The sequence below is a fragment of the Kribbella rubisoli genome, from assembly GCF_004217145.1.
Taxonomy (GTDB): domain Bacteria; phylum Actinomycetota; class Actinomycetes; order Propionibacteriales; family Kribbellaceae; genus Kribbella; species Kribbella rubisoli.
Window position 1 is genome coordinate 420,430 of sequence record NZ_SHKR01000016.1, and the last position, 17,325, is coordinate 437,754.

The following is a 17,325-nucleotide window of genomic DNA, read 5'->3' on the forward strand; positions in this document are numbered from 1 at the left end:
GGCCGATGCCGGCCCCGGGTATGCTCACACCCGTAGCGCTGCGCCGTAGCAGATCCGAAGGAGACACGCCGTGACCGCTGACATGGTTGCTCCGGCGTGGATGCACGTGCAGATCACTGCCGAGCAGTACGACTCGTGGTCCGCCGAGCAGTGTGCTGGGATCGAGATCGTGGACGGGATGGTCGTCGTGACCCCGAGCGCCTCCAAGCGCCACAATCGACTCGCGCGCATCCTCGCGAACGCGCTGGACCTCGCGGCGGGTCCGGAGTGGAATGCCGACACGGATTTCGATGTCCGATTGCAGGACCTGCCACTGACGAATCGCCGCCCGGACGTGGTGGTCTATCGGGCAGACACGATTGATGTCTCCCCCACTCGGCCCGAGCACGTGCTCCTCATCGTCGAGGTCGTGTCTCCGGGATCGGAGACGACTGACCGGGTCGTGAAGGTGGACCAGTACGCGAAGGCCGGGATCGCGTTCTACTGGCGAGTCGAGCAAGCAGCCACCGGGATCCCGCTGGTGTACACCTACGTGCTGGACCCGGCCACCCGCGCCTACCGGGACGCGGAGGTCTTCACCGGAGGGATCAAGGCCATCGCACCCTTCCCGGTCACGGTGGATCTCGGCACGCTCTGACCGGGCAGCCGTCCGGCCGCAGCCGCCTGCCTAGCGCGCGGGGTTACTTGTTGTCCGGGTCGATGACTTCGCCCTGGATTACGTCATCGGAGGAGGACGGGCGGGGTGAGGTGGGACCGCCGCCGGCGCCGGGGATGAAGCCGCCCAGGCCCGCAGTACCTAGTTGTGTGTTCAGACGACGGGTGAAGAACGACGACATGGCCCGGCGAGCGAGTGGTCGGGTGAACGGTAGGACGAAGAAGAAGCCGAAGATGTCGGTGACGAAACCGGGAGTCAGCAACAGGGTGCCGCCGACGAGGACCAACGCGGCGTCGGAGAGTTCGCGGCCGGGCATCTTGCCGGTCTGGAAGGCGGACTGGAGGGCGTTCCAGGCGCGCTTGCCCTCACGTTTGATGATCCAGGCTCCGAGTGCGCTCTCGACGAGCAGCAGGGCGACCGTCGGCCAGCCGCCGATGACCTGGCCGATCTGGATGATCACGTAGATCTCCAGGATCGGCACCACCAACAGCGCCAGCGCGATGAACCACGGCATGTTCTACCCCTTCGAGCGACTCGCCAAGAGCACGGCCAAGAGCACAGTCACCCCAGTGTTACAGGTCAGGCCGGGACCTTCTCGCGAGTCCGGGTGGAATCAGGGGCCGGTGGGGGTTCCGGGTCGTCACCACGCCGACGACGCCGAGCGATCAGGCCGAGGACCAGACCGACCAAACCGAGCCCGGTGAGGATCCACTCGGGCCAGCTGCCCAAAGTCGTCGCCAACGTGTGCCCGTCGCGTACCGGCACAGTCGCGACGTACACGTCCGACACAAACTGTCCCGACTTGTGCTCCACGGTCCCGTCCGGACGGATCACCCCGGAGATGCCGCTCGTGGAGGCGATCAGCACGGTCCGCCCGGTCTCGATCGCGCGCATCCGTGTGATCGCGAACTGCTGCTCGGGCTGACCGGTCCCGCCGTACGTCGCGTTGTTGGTCTGCACGATCAGGACCTGCGCGCCGCCCTTCACCACATCCTGGATGACGTTGTCGTACGCAAGCTCGAAGCAGATCACATCGCCATACGTGACCCCGTTGATCGGCATCACGCCGGGACCGACGCCCGGCACGGTCTGCGCGCCGATCATCTCCAGCCGCTTGATGTACGGCAGCAGCTGGTTGCGGAACGGGATGTACTCACCGAAGGGCACCGGGTGCCGCTTCGCGTACCGCTGCCCCGGCCCGGTGACCGGATCCCACACGATGCCCGTCGTCTGCCGCTCGTTCGGACCGGGACCTTCGGTGACGGCGCCGACGAGGATCGGTACGCCGACCGCGCGCACCGCCTCCTCGATGTCGGCCCGGGTCTCGTCGTCCTTGTACGGGTCGATGTCGGTCGAGTTCTCCGGCCAGATCACGAGGTCCGGCTTCATCTCCGTACCGGCCTGGACCCGCTTCTCCAGGTCGAGCGTCGCGTTCATGTGGTTCTTGGTGACCGTACGAGCGCGCCCCAGGAACTCCAAGCCCTTGCCGGGGACGTTGCCCTGCACCATCGCGGCCTTCACGGTCTTGCCGTCGCCCTGGATCGACAGGTGGATCAACGAGCTGCCGAACACGATCGCCAGACCGGCGACAAGCGCCACAGCCCGCAAGCGCAGTCCGCCGGCCCGGCGGAGTACGGCGTACACGAGGACGCCGACGAATGCGACGACGAAGCTCAGCCCGGGGATGCCGACGTACGCCGCCAGCTTGCCCAGCGACGCATCGGAGAAGGCCCACGCGAGCCGCCCCCACGGGAACCCGCCGAACGGCACCGACGCGGTCGCGAACTCGGTCGCCACCCACAGCGCCGGGATCCACACCATCCACAGCTTCAGCTTCAGCACCTGGGTCGCGAACAGCCCGAAGACCGCATAGAACAGCCCCTCGAGCACGGCGAGCGCGATCGCCGCGTCGCCGCCGATGATACTCAGCCAGGGCACCAGGACCGCGTAGTACGCGATGCCGAACCCGGCGCCGACGAGGAAGCCGGCCTTCATCGAGATCCCGTCCAGCGCGGCCAGCAGCAGCGGTACGGCGACGATCGTCAGCCAAGGGTGGTCATGCGGTTCGAACGCGAAGCCGAGCAGTGCGCCGGCGGCGACTGCCACCACCACTCTCGGCAGGACCCGCCCCAGAGCCTTCAATCGGTCCACGCCGTACCCCTTGTCCTCACTTACCGACCCGCGCGCCGGTCGCACGACCGTACAACGTCCCGGACACGCAAATGTATCCGGTCAGTAGCCAATGGGCGGCGATCGCGGAAAGTGAAGAAGTCGTCACGTTCAGGAAGGTGGATAGAGGAAAGAGGCTCAGCGTGCCTTCGGACCAACCGCCGATGCGCTGGCTGCGAACCGTCCGGCTGTTGTCTACTGGCCGCCGAGCCTCTTCCACCTCTGCCCCGCGGGGGGCTAACCACCGGCAATCTCAGCCCCCGTCGACTCAAGCCTGGCTCTGACCTGGTCAGCGTCGCGGGATCATCGGTGGCCGAACTTCTTGTGACCGTTGAACAAACGGGATATGACGACTCCCAAAACGATGCTCGCTGGCGGCGACGGTGTCAACCTCTCCCCCGGCTCCTTGAGCCCGTTGTAACACTATCGCCTGCCCCGCAAGGAAAAACGAGGATCCCTCATCCGGGTCACGTTACAGAGCGGTCTCGGCACTCCACGTGTTCGTTACCCAGGGCAACCAATCGTCACCCAACCGGTACGACGACCGTTCCCTTTGCGCGCGTGATCACAAGCGGTTCGTCCAGTACTTCGGCGGCCGACTCGGACTTGTCCGGGCGGCCGCGGCAGACGACGTACGCGCTGAACTCGAGGTCGCGGCTGCGGTTGCCGACCCGCGTGATCGTTGCCTTCACCTCCACAACGTCGCCGGCCCGCAGCGGCTGCAGGAACTGCACATCGGAGTACGACGCGAACAGGCCCTCGTCGCCGTCGGACTGGATGCACACCTCGGTCGCGACGTCACCGAACAGTGCCAGCACGTACGCGCCGTCGACCAGGTTCCCGGCGTAGTGGGCGTGGCTGTAGGGGACGTACCGCCGATGCGTGGCGGTCAGCCCGATGGTTGCCTTCGACACCTATGCGCTCCTCTTCGCTGGGACCTTCTTCGTCACCAGGGCATCGACCAGGTAGCTGGCCACCTCGCCCGGCGTCGTACCGCGGCCGAACACCCGGTCCACCCCGAGCTCGGCCGCCATCTGCTCGGTGAAACGGGGGCCGCCAGCAACTAATACGGGCCGGGCGTCCTCGGCGTACGCCTCCCGGAAGGCGGCGGACATCTCCTTGGTGTTGAGCACGTGCGCCTCGCGCTGCGTCACCACCTGGGAGACGAGGATCGCGTCGGCCTTGTCGGCCTTCGCGCGGCGTACCAGCTCGGGTACGGCGACCTGCGCGCCGAGGTTCACGACCTTCAGCTCGCGGTAGTACTCCAGGCCCTTCTCGCCGGCGAACCCCTTGATGTTGAGGATCGCGTCGATACCGACCGTGTGCGCGTCGGTACCGATGCAGGCGCCGACCACCGTCAGCCGGCGGCGCAGGCCCTTGCGGATCGCGAGGTTGACCTCCTTCGGCGACAGCAGCGGGTAGTCGCGCTCGATCACCTCGACCTTGGAGGTGTCGACCAGGTGGTTCACCGGACCGTAGACGACGAAGAACGTGAAGTCGTCGCCGATCGGCTTCGAGTGCACGACCAGCGCGGGATCCATGCCCATCTTGTTGGCCAGTTGCACCGCGGCGCCCTCGGCCCGCTTGTCGTGCGGGACCGGCAGCGTGAACGACAGCTGCACCATCCCGTCACCGGTGGTGTCGCCGTACGGCTGGATGATGCTCATCGGGTGCCCTCCTCGAGCAACTCGATCGCCGGGTTGTAGTACTCCGGCGACTTCCGCGCGACCCCGTCCAGTCCACGACCGGCGTCCTGCGGACGCTTCATCAGTCCGAACGTGCCGTCGCCGATCGCGTTGAGCAGACCGTCGTCGACGATCTCCTCCAGCAGCTCCACCGACTCTCCCAGCACCTGCCGCGCTCGCTGGGCGATGAACCCGTTCGGCTCCGGCCGGAAGTCCTCGTGAAGGTTGCCTGCGGCACCCAACACGTAGCGGACGTTCTGCAGCGCCAGGTCGCGGTCGGAGATCCACGGCGTCACGACGGCCTCGGTCATCATCCCGACCAGCAGAATGCCCTGCCCGGTCATCGCGCCGACCAGGTTGAAGAACCCGTCCAGCAGGTACCCGCGGAACACGTCGCCGGTCATGTGCCGGGTCGGCGGCATCCACTTCAGCGGCGCGTTCGGGAACAGCTGCCGGGCCAGCATCGCGTGCGCCAGCTCCATCCGGAACGAGTCCGGCAGATCCGGGTTGATCTCGAACGCGTGCCCGAGACCGAGCTGCCAGTCCTCGAGGCCGGCCTCCTTGGCGAAGTACTCGTTCAGGAGCTGCGAGACCGTCACCGTGTGCGCCGCCTCGACGGCGTCGGCCGTGGTCAGGTAGTTGTCCTCGCCGGTGTTGATGATGATCCCGGCGCGGGCGTGGATCTGCCGGCTGAACCGCTGGTCGACGAACGTCCGGATCGGGTTGATATCGCGGAAGAGGATCCCGTACATCGAATCGTTCAGCATCATGTCGAGCCGCTCGAGCCCGGCCAGCGTCGCGATCTCCGGCATGCACAGCCCGGACGCGTAGTTGGTCAGCCGGACGTAGCGCCCGAGCTCCTTCGATGTCTCGTCCAGGGCGGCGCGCATCAGGCGGAAGTTCTCCTGCGTCGCGTACGTGCCGGCGAAGCCTTCCCGGGTCGCGCCCTCCGGCACATAGTCGAGCAGCGACTGCCCGGTCGACCGGATCACCGCGATGATGTCGGCGCCCTCCCGCGCGGCCGCCTGCGCCTGCGGGATGTCCTCGTAGATGTCGCCGGTGGCAACGATCAGGTAGATCCACGGCCGCTGCTTCGGGTCGCCGTGACGCTTGATCAGCCGGTCCCGCTCCCGCCGCCGGCCGTCGATCCGCTTCATCCCGGCGGCCGCCATCTTCCGGGCTGCGGTCCGAGCGCGTACGGCGTCGCGTCCCTCGGGCATCCGGAACGTTACCGAGCCGGAGGCCGCCTTCTGCGCCAGGACGGTCAGGTCCTCGGCCTCACCACGGATCAGCGCGTCCCACACCGGCAACGCGAGCCCGTGCTCGAGCCCGACGTCGGCGCGGACGGTGTCGGCCAGTCGGTTCACCCACGGGATGCCCTCGGTGTCCGCACCGGTCAGCCCGGCAAGCCGCAGTACCGCTCGCTCAACAGACACCGTGGTGTGCTGCTGGGCCAGGTTGACGATCGGCTTCCCAGCCTTGCGGGCCAGACTGCGCGCCTTCCGGACGGTAACCGGATCAAGGTCGAGCTTCTTCACTGGGACCTTCCCTCGACTTCATAGATGACGCGACCGCCCACGGCAGTCCGCACGCAGGTAGGAGTTCCCTCACTCAGATCGGGCAGCACCGGCACACCCGCGCGCGGGTCCGTCGACCAGGCGGCGACCCGCTCGTCCGGGGTCTGTACGACGAGGTCCGCGTCGGTCTCCCAGATCGCGTACGTCGCTGCCGTGCTCGGCGCGAGTACTCCGGCGTCGTCGATGCCCGCTGCCCGCCAGCCGCCCCGCGTGTGTGCCTGGAACGCGGCGCGCACGGTGATCCGCTCGGACTTCTCGTGGTGGAACGCGGCCGCGCGGACCGCGTCCCATCCGCCGAGCTCCGTCACGGGCGCATCCGATCCGAACGCCAGTACGACGCCTGCGCGGGCCAGCGTGCCGAACGGGTTCATGCCCTGCCAGCGGTCGCCCACGCGTTCGGCGTACATCCCGTCCGGGCCGCCCCACAGGCCGTCGAACATCGGCTGCACGCTGGCCACGACGCCGCAGCGCGCGAGGACAGCGATAGTTGCCTCGTCGACCATTTCCACGTGCTCCAAGCGGTGCCGGGCCGCGACGAGAGCCTGGATGCCGACCTTCTCGGCGGCGAGCTCGAAGCCGCGGGCGATGTTGTCGAGCGCCTGGTCGCCGATGCAGTGGAAACCGGCCTGGACGTTGCGCTCGGTGCAGGCGATCACGTGCTCGGCGATCTGCTCGGCCGTCAGGTAGGCGTGACCGCGGTGATCGGCGCGATCGGCGTACGAAGCTTTGAGTGCGGCGGTGCGCGAACCGAGGGCGCCGTCGGCGTTGAGGTCACCGGCCAGACCGGCGAGGCCGTAGGTGCCGACGTGCTCGAAGACGCCCGGCTCGCCCCAGTAGAGCGTTGCCGACAAGCCGAGCTCCCCGGCCACTTCGCGGACGATCGGCAGCTCCCACAACGGCCCGATGTGCGGCGCCGCCATCTCATGGAAGGCGCCGATGCCCTTTGCGGCCATGGCGTTCAGAGCCGCGCGGATCTCCTGCCGGCGCTGTTCCGGGCCGACCAGCTCACTCAGCGCGTCCCGGACCGCGTGGTTGGCGTGTCGCTCGACGCGTCCGTTCTCGTCGAAGCCCTCGCCTCGTGCCACGTCGAACAGAGCCGACGAAACCACGCCGGAGTGCCCGTCGATGCGAGACAGATACACGCGCCGGCCGCCGCCCGCACGGTCGAGCTCCGCGGCTGTCGGCGGACGGCCCTCCGGCCACACCGTCTCGTCCCAGCCGGCGCTGTCGATGACCGCGTCCGCCGGCAGCTTCGCCGCGAACGCTGCGAGCTTGTCGAGGGCATTCCCCAGCGACGTCGTACCGGCCAGATCGAGGCCGGTCAGCACGGCTCCGGTGCCCGCGGTGTGCACGTGGGCGTCGACGAACGCAGGCGTGACCAGCTTGCCGTCGAGGTCGATCACCTCGTCCGCGCCGTCGGCGTACGAACTCGCGCCGGTGTCGTCACCCAGCCACGTCACGACCCCGTCGTCGAAAGCGATCGCGGTGGCGTGGGGGTCGGCGGGCGAGTAGACGGAACCGTTCGTCAGAAGTGTGCGCACGAACTAATCCTCCGCCAGCCTGCTCTCGAACAGACCACGGACACCCGGCTCGGTGCGCAACAGCTCCAACGCGAAGTCCGCATGCCCGGGCACGTACCCGTTGCCGACCAGCATCGTCACGTCCGCCGCCAACCCCTCTGCGCCGAGCGCCGCGGCCGAGAACGACGTCGCCATCGAGAAGAAGATCACCGTGCCGCCGGCAGCGGTCGACAGTACGGCGCCATGCTCACAGCCGGGTACGTCGACGCAGACGACGGTGATGTCCGCGGGTCCCCCGGCCTCGGCGACCGCGTTCGCGAGCGCCACCGGATCGCGGGCATCGGCCAGCGCGACGACATCGGCGATACCGGCCTCGGTCAGCTTGTCCTGCTCGGCCTGGAACGGCACGATCCCGATCGTCCGGGCAGCTCCGGCCGATCGCGCCGCGGCCAGCGACAGCGACCCGGATTTACCTGCGCCGCCAATTACTGACACGACAGGCTTTATGCCTTTGTCGACATACGAACGGACCACGCGAGCGGTCAGCGCGGGTGCTCCGCAGACGTCCATCACGGCCAGCGAGAGCTCGGGTTTCAGGTCGTCGGGCAGCTTCGCGACGATCGATCGGGCGAACAGGATCGCATGACCCTGCGCCGGGACCTGCTCGCTCTTACCGTCCCAGTCCTTCAGCTCGTCGGTGAGCTGCAGCGGGGTCAGCGTCAGCGAGACCAGCGTCGCGACCCGGTCGCCCTTCTGTACGCCGAGCGGCGAGTCCGGGCCGGCCTCGTCGACCACGCCGACGAGCATCCCGCCTGAGCCGGTGACCGGGTTCTGCATCTTGCCGCGAGCCTTGACGATGTCGAGGACCGCCCGGCGGATCGCCGCACCGTCGCCGCCGTGCGTCTCGGCCAGCTGCCGGTACGACGCTGCGTCGAGGTTGAGCCGCTCGACCGCGATGCGCACCTCGTCGGGCCAGATCTCGGGACGTGCGTCGAGTCTGTCCGCCGCTTGCGGCAACACGCCCGATGGCGCGAGTACGCGGTGCAGTCCTACTGGGCTCGACGACACATGTCCTCCTCGTTGCGGTCAGGCAAAATACTACCCAGATCACGCCTTGACGAGAATTCTTGCGGCCTACTGTTGGATCTGAGGGAAGTTCTATCGCTATCCTCACATGAGACCGCAACACCACCGAAGTCCTGCGGAGGGACCCGTGACCGACCTGATCACCCCGGAGCTGGCTCGTTCGGAGCCCGGCGATGGCCAGCCGTACGCGTACCGGCGGGCCGAGCTGGTCGAGCCGGACTGGACCCGGCTGCCCGGCTGGAAGGACGTCACGGCCGAGGAGTGGCGCTCGGTGCAGTGGCAGCGGTCGCACTGTGTGAAGAACGTGAAGCAGTTGCGTGACGTGATGGGCGACCTGCTCGAGGACCGGTTCTACGACGACCTGACCCGCGACCAGGCCGAGCGCGCGACGATGTCGATGCTGCTGCCGCCGCAGATGCTCAACACGATCGTGCCTTCCGGTGCTGCCGATTACACGGAGGCGTTCTACGCGGACCCGGTCCGCCGCTACATGCTGCCGGTGTTCAGTGACCGTCGCGCCGACTGGCCGTCGCACCCGCACGCAACCCGGGACTCGTTACACGAGCACGAGATGTGGGCCACGGAGGGGTTGACCCACCGATACCCGACCAAGGTCCTTGCGGAGATCCTGCCCACGTGCCCGCAGTACTGCGGTCACTGCACCCGCATGGACCTGGTCGGGAACTCGACGCCGGTCATCGACAAGCTGAAGTTCGTCGCGAAGCCGCAGACCCGGCTCGACAACATGCTCGACTACCTGCGCCGTACGCCTGGCGTCCGCGACGTCGTCGTGTCCGGCGGCGATGTGGCGAACATGCCGTGGCCGCGGCTCGAGTCGTTCCTGATGAGCCTGCTCGAGATCGAGAACATCCGCGACATCCGGCTCGCGACCAAGGCACTGATGGGCATGCCGCAGCACTGGCTGTCGTCCGACGTCCTGGCCGGCGTCGAACGCGTCGCGTCGGTGGCGCGCAACCGTGGCGTGATGATCGCGATGCACACGCACGTGAACGCGGCCCAGTCCGTGACGCCGCTGGTCGCCGAGGCGTCGAAGGCGATGCTGGAGGCCGGGCTGCGTGACGTGCGTAACCAGGGGGTGCTGATGCGCGGTGTCAACGACACGATCCCGCAGCTGCTCGACCTGTGCTTCGCGCTGCTCGACGGCGCGAACGTCACGCCGTACTACTTCTACATGTGCGACATGATCCCGTTCTCCGAGCACTGGCGGGTGTCGGTGCGCGAGGCGCAGCATCTGCAGCACGGCATCCTCGGTTACCTGCCCGGCTTTGCGACGCCGCGGATCGTGTGCGACGTGCCCTACGTCGGCAAGCGGTGGGTGCACCAGCTTTCGGAGTACGACGAGGTCCGCGGCATCTCGTACTGGAAGAAGAACTACCGCACCGGCATCGAGCAGCAGGACCCGGAAGCGCTGAACCGCACCTACGAGTACTACGACCCGATCGACACCCTCCCGGTTGAGGGCCAGCAGTGGTGGACCCAACACGCCGGCACCACCCTCGCCGAAGCCGAAGAACGAGCCGCCGCCTCCCGCGCCGCCGCCGAGGCCCAAAAGTTCCTGGACCTCACCTAAAACCCGCCTTCGGTGCCACCAATGCAGGGGGTGGCACCGGAGGCGTTGCAAGAGGTCAGTGCGTCGGCGGATCGGCGCCTCTCGGCTGGGTTCGGTCGGCGCGCGGGAGTACGGCGGGTATCCGATGCGGTTCGTTGCCTCGGGTAACCATCGCATCGGTGTCTGGGAGCGACCGCCGGCCGACGCGACCTCGCCGTACGCTCCCGCCGAAGGGCAAGGTCCAGGTCGCGTCCTTCGAGAGCCGGCTCATCGAGGCCGGAGGTTACTGAGCGACTGCCAACCCGGTCAGCTCGGCGAAGGATTTGATGGTCGGGCCGGGCCAGTGCGGAGCCGTGTTGGCATGTTCGAGGGTGCGGATGGCGCGCATGCCGAGGGCGGCGGCGCCTGGGAGTTCGTTGTCGTTGCCGTCGCCCACGAAGATGCACTCGGTGGGGTCGACGCCCAGGGCACTGCACGCCGTCAGGTAGATCGCCGGCTCGGGCTTGGCGGCGCCCACCTCGGCGGAGAAGGCGGTGGTGTCGAAGTACGGCGCGAGTGGACTGGTCGGCCATTGGAGTTGGGTCTCGGCAGTGATGTTGCTGACCAGACCGATCCGCCAGCCCGCCGCCTTGAACGCGGCCAACGTGCTCAGCGTCGTCGCGGGCGCCGCACCGAGCAGGCGTTGCGCGAGGGTACGGCGGAGACTCGTTGCCTCCTGCACCTGTTCGTCGGTCGGGGTGCCGCCGCAGCGTTCCGCGATCACCCGCAGCGTGTTCGGCAGATCGCCGTACGCGCCGATGAACCGCTCGTACGACGCCGCGTCGAACGCCTGCTGGAACGCCGCCGAGTCGACGCCCAGCGCCGCGCCCATCCGTGCGTTGACCTGGTCCCGCTCGGCGTCCCCGCCCGGGACCAGCGTGCTGAACAGGTCCGACAGCAGCGCCCTCACAGGGCGGGCGGCCGGCGCTCGTACGGCGTGCTCAGGACGATCGTGGTCGTGGTGGAGACGTTGGCACGCCCGCGGATCACGGCCAGCAGGTTCTCCAGCGCGGCCGGCGAGGCGACCCGTACGACGAGGATGTAGCTGGAGTCGCCCGCGACGGAGTAGCAGGACTCGATCTCCGGTACGTCGCGGAGCCGCTCGGGCGAGTCGTCCGGCTGGGACGGGTCGATCGGCCGGATCGAGATCAGCGCGGTCAGCGGCAGATCGAGCGCCGTGTGGTCGATGGTTGCCGAGTATCCCTGGATGATGCCGCGCTGCTCGAGGCGCTTCACCCGTTGGTGCACGGCCGACGTGGACAGGCCGGTCGCCTTGCCCAGGTCGGTGAAGCTCATCCTGCCGTCGGTCGCGAGCAGCCCGACGATCTTGCGGTCCAGGTCCTCCATCCTGGAGACCCTACTGCCGGGACCGCCGGGCATGAAAGCATCTCTCCATGCCAGGACCAGATTCAGGGACACCCCAGCGCTTGATGCTGCTCGACACCGCGTCGCTGTACTTCCGTGCGTTCTTCGGCGTGCCGGACACCATGAAGGCCGCCGACGGCACGCCGACCAACGCGATCCGCGGGCTGCTCGACTTCATCGCGCGCCTCGCCGAGAACCATCGGCCCACCCATCTGGTCGCCTGCTGGGACGACAACTGGCGGCCGTCCTGGCGGGTCGCGCTGATTCCGTCGTACAAGGCGCAGCGGGTCGAGTTCGTCTCGCCGAAGGGCGAGCAGGTCGAGGACGTGCCGGATCGGCTCGAGGTCCAGGTGCCGTACATCCGCGCCTGCCTCGAGGCCATCGGCATCGCCGTCGTCGGCGCGGCCGACCACGAGGCGGACGACGTGATCGGCACGCTGTCGCATCAGGCGACGATGCCCGTCGACGTGGTGACCGGCGACCGCGACCTGTTCCAGCTCATCGACGACAGCCGCGGCATCCGGATCGTCTACACGGCGGCGCGCGGTGTCGGGCGGGCGGAGGTGTACGACGAGAAGGCGCTGCTGGCGAAGTACGAGATCCCCGCTCAGCGGTACGCCGATTTCGCCACGCTGCGCGGGGACGCCTCCGACGGGCTGCCCGGCGTGAAGGGTATCGGCGAGAAGACGGCCGCCGCGCTGGTCACGGCGTACGGCGATCTGGATGCGATCCGGGCCGCCGCGGCCGACCCGAGTACGCCGATGTCTCCCGGGGTGAAGAAGAAGATCCTGGCGGACAGCGACTATCTGGACGTCGCCCCCAAGGTGGTCGCGGTCGCGAAGGACGCGCCGGTCGGGACGTACGACGCGCGGATCCCGCACGAGATCAAGGATCCGGAGCGGTGGCTCGATCTCGTCGAGCTGCTCGAGCTCGGCGGCAGCGCGCAACGCGTCATGTCGGCGCTTGACCTTGGGCCGAAGGCATGACCCGCACGCGGGAGCTGGCCGAGGGGTTCCGGGACGAGATCGTCGCGCTTCGGCGGGCGCTGCATCAGGTCCCGGAGTACGACCTCGACCTGCCGAAGTCGCAGCAGCTGATCCTTGACGCGTTGGCCGGGCTGCCGTTGGAGATCACGCTCGGCAAGGAGCTGTCCTCGGTGACCGCCGTACTGCGGGGTGGTGCTGGGCCTGGGCCGGTCGTGCTCCTGCGCGGGGACATGGATGCGCTGCCGGTGACCGAGCGGACCGACGTGCCGTACGTCTCCCAGCATCCCGGGATGATGCATGCGTGTGGTCATGACCTGCATGTCGCGGGGCTGGTCGGGGCGGCGAAGGTGCTCTGTGCTCTGCAGGCGGAGCTGCCGGGTGATGTCGTGTTCATGTTCCAGCCCGGTGAGGAGACGTCGGGCGGGGCGCCGATCATGATCCGCGAAGGGGTCCTCGACGCGGCGGGCCGGCGGGCGGATGCGGCGTACGGGCTGCATGTCGGGTCGGCGTCGCAGCCGTTGGGGATGTGGAGCAGTAAGCCGGGGTCGTTCATGGCCGCGGCGGATCAGCTGCATGTGCGGGTGATCGGCGCGGGGACGCACGGCTCGACGCCGTACCGCGGGAAGGACCCGATCCCGGTGCTGTGCGAGATCGTCGGGGCGTTGCAGACGATGATCACGCGGCAGTTCGACGTGTTCGACCCGGTCGTGCTCACGGTCGGACGGATCGCGGGCGGGACCAAGGAGAACATCATCCCGGACGACGCGCTGTTCGACGCGACGGTCCGAACGTTCTCCGCGGAGACGCGCGCGAAAGTGCAACTAGTGTCAACGCAACTAGTTGAGTCGATGGCCGCGGCGCACGGGTTGAAGGCCGAGGTCGAGTACACGATCGGCTATCCGGTGACGGTCAACAACACCGCCGAGTTCGAGTTCGCCCGTGACACGATCGTCGACGCGTTCGGCGCCGACCGCTTCCGCGAGCGCTCCAACCCGCGCTGCGGCGCCGAGGACTTCTCGTACGTCCTCGAGGAGATCCCCGGCGTCTACCTCAACCTCAGCGCCTGCCGCTCCACCGACCCGGACGCCGCCCCCGACAACCACTCCCCCTTGGCAGACTTCGACGACTCGATCCTCCCCGACGGAGCGGCCCTGCTGGCCGAACTGGCGGTACGCCGGTTGGCACGCGGCCTATGACGGACTTCCGGTCGCGCCGGATGGTGGTGAAGGGCAACGAGACAGCGGTCCGGGCGTTCGCCGATCAATGCGGCTGGACGGCCTCCGGTCCCGGCGAGCTTGCCTGGGCAGCCGGCCCTGGCGTGTCGCTGCACTACATCGTCGACCCGCTGACGCTCGTCGAGTACGCCGTGGTATCGGGCAGCGAGCAGTCCGCCGTCGAGGAGGTGACCCAGATCGTCGCGGCCAAGGCGCCGGTCTGGACTCTGGACGAGCTGCTCGCCGACGTGTCGGACAGCCCGGAGCGGTCGGTGGCGGTCGCCCGAGCTGGCGTGGGGGCACCGGACGAGTACGACGAACGCTTCTTCGCCTGCATCAGCGCCGCGATGAAGGACCCGGACACGGCGGTTCGCGAGGCGGCGCTGTACGCGACGGCGTACTCGGCGTACCCGCAGTATCACGATCGCCTGGTCGACGTCGCGCAGACAGACCCGGACCCGGACCGCCAGGAGGACGCCGACCTGATCCTGGAGTCGTTCGACTAGGGAGAATTCCCGATGTCGCGCCCGGTCGCGGGCCAGCAGAATCGCAGTCATGCCCTTTGTCGATGTGCCCGGCGGATACCTGTACTACGAACAGCACGGAACCGGCCCGGATGTCGTCCTGCTGAACGGCGGTCTGACCGACACGCGAATGTGGAGCTCGACGGTCGCGTGGCTGGCGGACGTAGCTCGCGTGACGGTGTGGGACTGCCGGGACCGCGGTCTGTCCTCGGTGTCGTCGTCGGAGTACGACGAACTCGGCGACCTGGCTGCGGTTCTCGACGCCGCCGGGGTCTCGCGGGCGATCCTGCTCGGGGTGTCCGACGGAGCGCGGCAGGCACTGGCGTTCGCCCATCGGTATCCGTCGCGGGTGGCTCGGGTCTGTGCGGTCGCCGGTTCGTTCGGGGAGTTCCCGTCGCCGACGCCGGCCGAGGCGGGGGCGCGGGTGGTGATGCGAGCGCACTTCGCCCAGCAGGCCAAGATCCTCGAGACGGGCGACATCCCGACCGCCGCGGCCAACGACATCACCGCCTGGTGCCCCGCGGTCGACCTCGACGCTCATCGTTTCCTGGTCGGCCTCGCGATCGCCAATTCGCGCATCATGCTGATGCCCGAGGACAACGCCCGCGAGCTCGATCCCCCGATCAAGCACCGCTTCGCCGAACTCGCAGTACCGGTCTCCGTGCTCGTCGGCGAGCACGACTTCCAAGGCACCCAACTCTGGGCCTACCGCCTCGCATCCGAAGCCCCCGACACCACGCTGACCGTCCTCCCCAACGCCGACCACATGCCAATGCTCTCGGCACCCGACGCCTTCCGAACCTTCCTCCTCAACGCCCTCACCAGCACTAGCCCAGCGCCCGCTCCAGCCAAGACATGAACGCGCCATAGTCCGCCGACACCGACATGACGATCTCGGTGCCGCCGTCGCTCTGGCTCATGCGCGCGATCTCGTCGAGCACGACCCGCTCGCGGACGAACCGCACGCCGGGCCAGAGCATCGCGGCCGCCAGCGTCAGTGCGTCGTGCTGCATGGTGCCCGGGTACTTCGCCATCCAGCGATCGCAGTGTTCGCGGAGGACGCGCTCGAACGGGAGCACGTCCGGCTGAGCCCATCGTTGGTAGAGCGGCGAGTCCTTGGTGATCTCGATCGCCGGGTTGAACGTCACGTCGGACACCACGAACGTCGGCAGCCACCGCTCCAGCGCCGGCACCATTCGAATCGCCGCCTCCGGGTCCACCCGGAAGTTGTGCTCCGCCCGGGCCGGATCCCGGTAGTTGATCGCACCACCCATCTGCGTCACGACCAATTGCGACACCAGTGCAGGCTGCTCGGTCTGCAGCATCGCGAGGCTGGACAACGGCCCCATCCCCACCCACCTCACGCGCCCGTCCGTCGCCGCACAAACCTCACTCACGGCCCCAACGACATCGGTCCCCTGCCGTGGCACGTCCACCGGACACAACCCGTCAACCACCCACATCCGGCTGTTCCCCAGGTCGGACCCCGCCACCACCCGAACGTCCGTCCGCCCCACCAGATCCAGCAAGTACCGCGCAAACCGAGCCCGCTCCCCGCCGTACTCATCACTGGTAACCACCAACCGCAACTCAGGCACCAACCGAGCAGCGACCACCAGCGCCACGGTGTCATCCGGATCCCCACCGATATCCGTGTCAATGATCATCGGCGCCCGCGCAATCGCCGGCACACCGACACCCGGCGGCGGCCCACCCCGAATGAGCGGATCGGCAAGCTCCTCGAACTCCTCAAAGCTCGCGCTCGTCCCGGCCAGTGCCTCCCACTCGCCCCCGGAATCCGCCTCCCCGCCGCCCATCGCCACCTCCGCTGATTCGCATGGAATTGAACACATTGTCTACGAACACCCGTTTGTCGCCGTCGTTCCCGCACCGCTCGTACGCGGTCCAGATCGCCTCCCGGTCCCGCTCCGGTACCTGGCCGCGATCCAGCGTCTTCTGCAGCGCATCAGCCTGCTGTTTGTCGCCTCGGTGCACGAACGAGTCGAGGAACTCCGCAAGCCGCGGGTCCGGCGAACGGTCGCCGATCCAAGCGCGGATCTCGCTCCGGAACCGGGTGGACCAGTCGTCCAGCCAGGACCGATAGTTGCCGCCGGCATCACGCAGTCCGGCGACATCCCGGGCCAGGTCCGCGACCGCCATCAGGTTCACCACCTTCACGCCCTCGCGGACCCGCAGGTCCCGTAACCGCGGCGAGACCCGTCCCCTGCTCAGGCCTTCCAGGAGCATCGGATGGCGGTGTTGGCCGGACTGCTCGGGACCGCGAGCACCGATCCGCACCGGACTCGACATCGGACCGTCGAGCAACTCCTCGATGCTGTTGAGGGCAAGCTGATGCGCGAACGTCTTCGACTCGTCGGCAGGCAGCTCGTAGAACGGCCGTCCCTCCCGAGACTCCGAGGCAGACAGGTGGACCTCGTATCCCTTCTTGCTCCCGGGATGCGGGTCGTACGGCGATTCACCGAGAAACGCATAGCGCCCGGTGGCTCGAGATCCTGCAACGCGTTCTCGACGAGCGCACGTGACAGGACCAGGTTCGATCCGTGCCGCCGGAAGAACTGTCCGTCGAGCCGCGTCATCGCCAGCGCCAGGTGATGTCCGTCGCGGCCGAGCGCAACGATCCGGTCGGCTCTTCCCTCGGCCACGTCGGCACGCAGATCGGCGAGCATGTCGTCGGCAACCCTGACCATCAGCGGTGCAGGGAACTCGTACGCGACGAGATACGCGTCCCGCAGCGTCATCTTGTCCGCGGGCTCAGAGACATTCAGCTTCGCTGCAACTCGTAGCGCAGTTCGAGTACTGCGTTCCCGTACGAAGTCCGCGTGGTTGGGCATGCTTCAAGTACCGCATAGTTCGCGGTGGCGCCGCGGAAGTTATCCACAGGCATGATGACGGACGGGGACGCCTGGTCGGCGTC

Annotated in this window: 18 protein-coding genes; 7 read left to right on the forward strand and 11 right to left on the reverse strand. The window is 68.1% G+C overall.

The window, feature by feature from the left end; translation table 11 throughout:
- Window positions 1-70 precede the first annotated feature (70 nt).
- Entirely contained in the window at window positions 71-637 is a 567-nt protein-coding gene (locus EV645_RS34690) for a Uma2 family endonuclease (protein WP_130448294.1), read from the forward strand.
- A 43-nt stretch (window positions 638-680) separates the two neighbouring features.
- Here EV645_RS34690 and EV645_RS34695 read toward each other — a convergent pair whose 3' ends face one another.
- From EV645_RS34695 to kdd, 7 genes are all read right to left on the reverse strand, one after another.
- Complete coding sequence (locus EV645_RS34695) at window positions 681-1,169, reverse strand: FxsA family protein (RefSeq protein ID WP_130448295.1); 489 nt, start codon at window positions 1,167-1,169, stop codon at window positions 681-683.
- A gap of 65 nt (window positions 1,170-1,234) precedes the next feature.
- The gene (lnt, locus tag EV645_RS34700; protein ID WP_130448296.1) at window positions 1,235-2,806 is read right to left on the reverse strand and encodes an apolipoprotein N-acyltransferase; all 1,572 of its coding nucleotides are present in this window, start codon (window positions 2,804-2,806) and stop codon (window positions 1,235-1,237) included.
- A 542-nt stretch (window positions 2,807-3,348) separates the two neighbouring features.
- The gene (gene kal, locus EV645_RS34705) at window positions 3,349-3,738 is read right to left on the reverse strand and encodes a 3-aminobutyryl-CoA ammonia lyase (RefSeq protein WP_130448297.1); all 390 of its coding nucleotides are present in this window, start codon (window positions 3,736-3,738) and stop codon (window positions 3,349-3,351) included.
- Window positions 3,739-4,491 (reverse strand): lysine 5,6-aminomutase subunit beta, encoded by a 753-nt coding sequence (gene kamE, locus EV645_RS34710; protein ID WP_130448298.1) that lies wholly within the window; start codon window positions 4,489-4,491, stop codon window positions 3,739-3,741.
- A complete protein-coding gene (kamD, locus tag EV645_RS34715; RefSeq protein ID WP_130448299.1) occupies window positions 4,488-6,047 on the reverse strand; it encodes a lysine 5,6-aminomutase subunit alpha in 1,560 nt (519 codons plus the stop codon). Before kamD ends, kamE begins: the two co-directional genes overlap by 4 nt.
- Window positions 6,044-7,627 carry an amidohydrolase gene (locus tag EV645_RS34720; RefSeq protein ID WP_130448300.1) on the reverse strand — a complete coding sequence of 528 codons (1,584 nt, stop codon included), beginning with the start codon at window positions 7,625-7,627 and terminating at the stop codon, window positions 6,044-6,046. Before EV645_RS34720 ends, kamD begins: the two co-directional genes overlap by 4 nt.
- A gap of 3 nt (window positions 7,628-7,630) precedes the next feature.
- A complete protein-coding gene (gene kdd / locus EV645_RS34725) occupies window positions 7,631-8,674 on the reverse strand; it encodes an L-erythro-3,5-diaminohexanoate dehydrogenase (RefSeq protein WP_130448301.1) in 1,044 nt (347 codons plus the stop codon).
- 145 nt (window positions 8,675-8,819) lie between these two features.
- On the opposite strand from kdd, the gene EV645_RS34730 reads away from it, so the two are divergent.
- Window positions 8,820-10,283, forward strand: a complete 1,464-nt coding sequence (locus tag EV645_RS34730; protein WP_130448302.1) for a KamA family radical SAM protein — start codon at window positions 8,820-8,822, stop codon at window positions 10,281-10,283.
- A 262-nt stretch (window positions 10,284-10,545) separates the two neighbouring features.
- Here EV645_RS34730 and EV645_RS34735 read toward each other — a convergent pair whose 3' ends face one another.
- Window positions 10,546-11,211, reverse strand: a complete 666-nt coding sequence (locus EV645_RS34735) for an HAD family hydrolase (protein ID WP_130448303.1) — start codon at window positions 11,209-11,211, stop codon at window positions 10,546-10,548.
- Window positions 11,208-11,648 (reverse strand): Lrp/AsnC family transcriptional regulator, encoded by a 441-nt coding sequence (locus EV645_RS34740; RefSeq protein ID WP_130448304.1) that lies wholly within the window; start codon window positions 11,646-11,648, stop codon window positions 11,208-11,210. Before EV645_RS34740 ends, EV645_RS34735 begins: the two co-directional genes overlap by 4 nt.
- An 83-nt stretch (window positions 11,649-11,731) precedes the next feature.
- On the opposite strand from EV645_RS34740, the gene EV645_RS34745 reads away from it, so the two are divergent.
- The 4 genes from EV645_RS34745 to EV645_RS34760 are packed head-to-tail and all read left to right on the forward strand — an operon-like array spanning window position 11,732 to window position 15,249.
- The gene (locus EV645_RS34745) at window positions 11,732-12,652 is read left to right on the forward strand and encodes a 5'-3' exonuclease (protein WP_198682084.1); all 921 of its coding nucleotides are present in this window, start codon (window positions 11,732-11,734) and stop codon (window positions 12,650-12,652) included.
- On the forward strand, window positions 12,649-13,848 hold the full coding sequence (locus EV645_RS34750) for a M20 metallopeptidase family protein (RefSeq protein ID WP_130448306.1): 1,200 nt from the start codon (window positions 12,649-12,651) through the stop codon (window positions 13,846-13,848). The genes EV645_RS34745 and EV645_RS34750 overlap by 4 nt, the downstream gene beginning before the upstream one ends.
- Complete coding sequence (locus tag EV645_RS34755; RefSeq protein WP_130448307.1) at window positions 13,845-14,372, forward strand: hypothetical protein; 528 nt, start codon at window positions 13,845-13,847, stop codon at window positions 14,370-14,372. Before EV645_RS34750 ends, EV645_RS34755 begins: the two co-directional genes overlap by 4 nt.
- A gap of 49 nt (window positions 14,373-14,421) precedes the next feature.
- Window positions 14,422-15,249: an alpha/beta fold hydrolase gene (locus tag EV645_RS34760; protein ID WP_130448308.1), complete on the forward strand. Its 828-nt coding sequence runs from the start codon at window positions 14,422-14,424 to the stop codon at window positions 15,247-15,249.
- Here the strand turns inward: EV645_RS34760 and EV645_RS34765 are convergent.
- Together EV645_RS34765 and EV645_RS34770 are read right to left on the reverse strand one after the other, a co-directional pair.
- Window positions 15,218-16,207 carry a nucleoside hydrolase gene (locus EV645_RS34765; RefSeq protein WP_198682058.1) on the reverse strand — a complete coding sequence of 330 codons (990 nt, stop codon included), beginning with the start codon at window positions 16,205-16,207 and terminating at the stop codon, window positions 15,218-15,220. The two genes, EV645_RS34760 and EV645_RS34765, sit on opposite strands and share 32 nt — an antisense overlap.
- A complete protein-coding gene (locus EV645_RS34770; protein WP_130448310.1) occupies window positions 16,140-16,700 on the reverse strand; it encodes a hypothetical protein in 561 nt (186 codons plus the stop codon). The genes EV645_RS34765 and EV645_RS34770 overlap by 68 nt, the downstream gene beginning before the upstream one ends.
- A 251-nt stretch (window positions 16,701-16,951) precedes the next feature.
- Between EV645_RS34770 and EV645_RS34775 the strand changes: the two genes are divergently transcribed.
- Window positions 16,952-17,194 carry a hypothetical protein gene (locus tag EV645_RS34775; protein WP_130448311.1) on the forward strand — a complete coding sequence of 81 codons (243 nt, stop codon included), beginning with the start codon at window positions 16,952-16,954 and terminating at the stop codon, window positions 17,192-17,194.
- The last annotated feature ends 131 nt before the right edge of the window (window positions 17,195-17,325 follow it).

Excerpts from the sequence above, each read along its gene's own strand:
- EV645_RS34760 (WP_130448308.1), top strand. The coding sequence starts at position 14,422 with ATGCCCTTTGTCGATGTGCCCGGCGGATACCTGTACTACGAACAGCAC.
- EV645_RS34695 (WP_130448295.1), bottom strand. The coding sequence starts at position 1,169 with ATGCCGTGGTTCATCGCGCTGGCGCTGTTGGTGGTGCCGATCCTGGAG.
- EV645_RS34770 (WP_130448310.1), bottom strand. The coding sequence starts at position 16,700 with ATGTCGAGTCCGGTGCGGATCGGTGCTCGCGGTCCCGAGCAGTCCGGC.
- EV645_RS34745 (WP_198682084.1), top strand. The coding sequence starts at position 11,732 with ATGCTGCTCGACACCGCGTCGCTGTACTTCCGTGCGTTCTTCGGCGTG.
- EV645_RS34750 (WP_130448306.1), top strand. The coding sequence starts at position 12,649 with ATGACCCGCACGCGGGAGCTGGCCGAGGGGTTCCGGGACGAGATCGTC.
- EV645_RS34755 (WP_130448307.1), top strand. The coding sequence starts at position 13,845 with ATGACGGACTTCCGGTCGCGCCGGATGGTGGTGAAGGGCAACGAGACA.
- EV645_RS34740 (WP_130448304.1), bottom strand. The coding sequence starts at position 11,648 with ATGGAGGACCTGGACCGCAAGATCGTCGGGCTGCTCGCGACCGACGGC.
- EV645_RS34765 (WP_198682058.1), bottom strand. The coding sequence starts at position 16,207 with ATGGGCGGCGGGGAGGCGGATTCCGGGGGCGAGTGGGAGGCACTGGCC.
- kamE (WP_130448298.1), bottom strand. The coding sequence starts at position 4,491 with ATGAGCATCATCCAGCCGTACGGCGACACCACCGGTGACGGGATGGTG.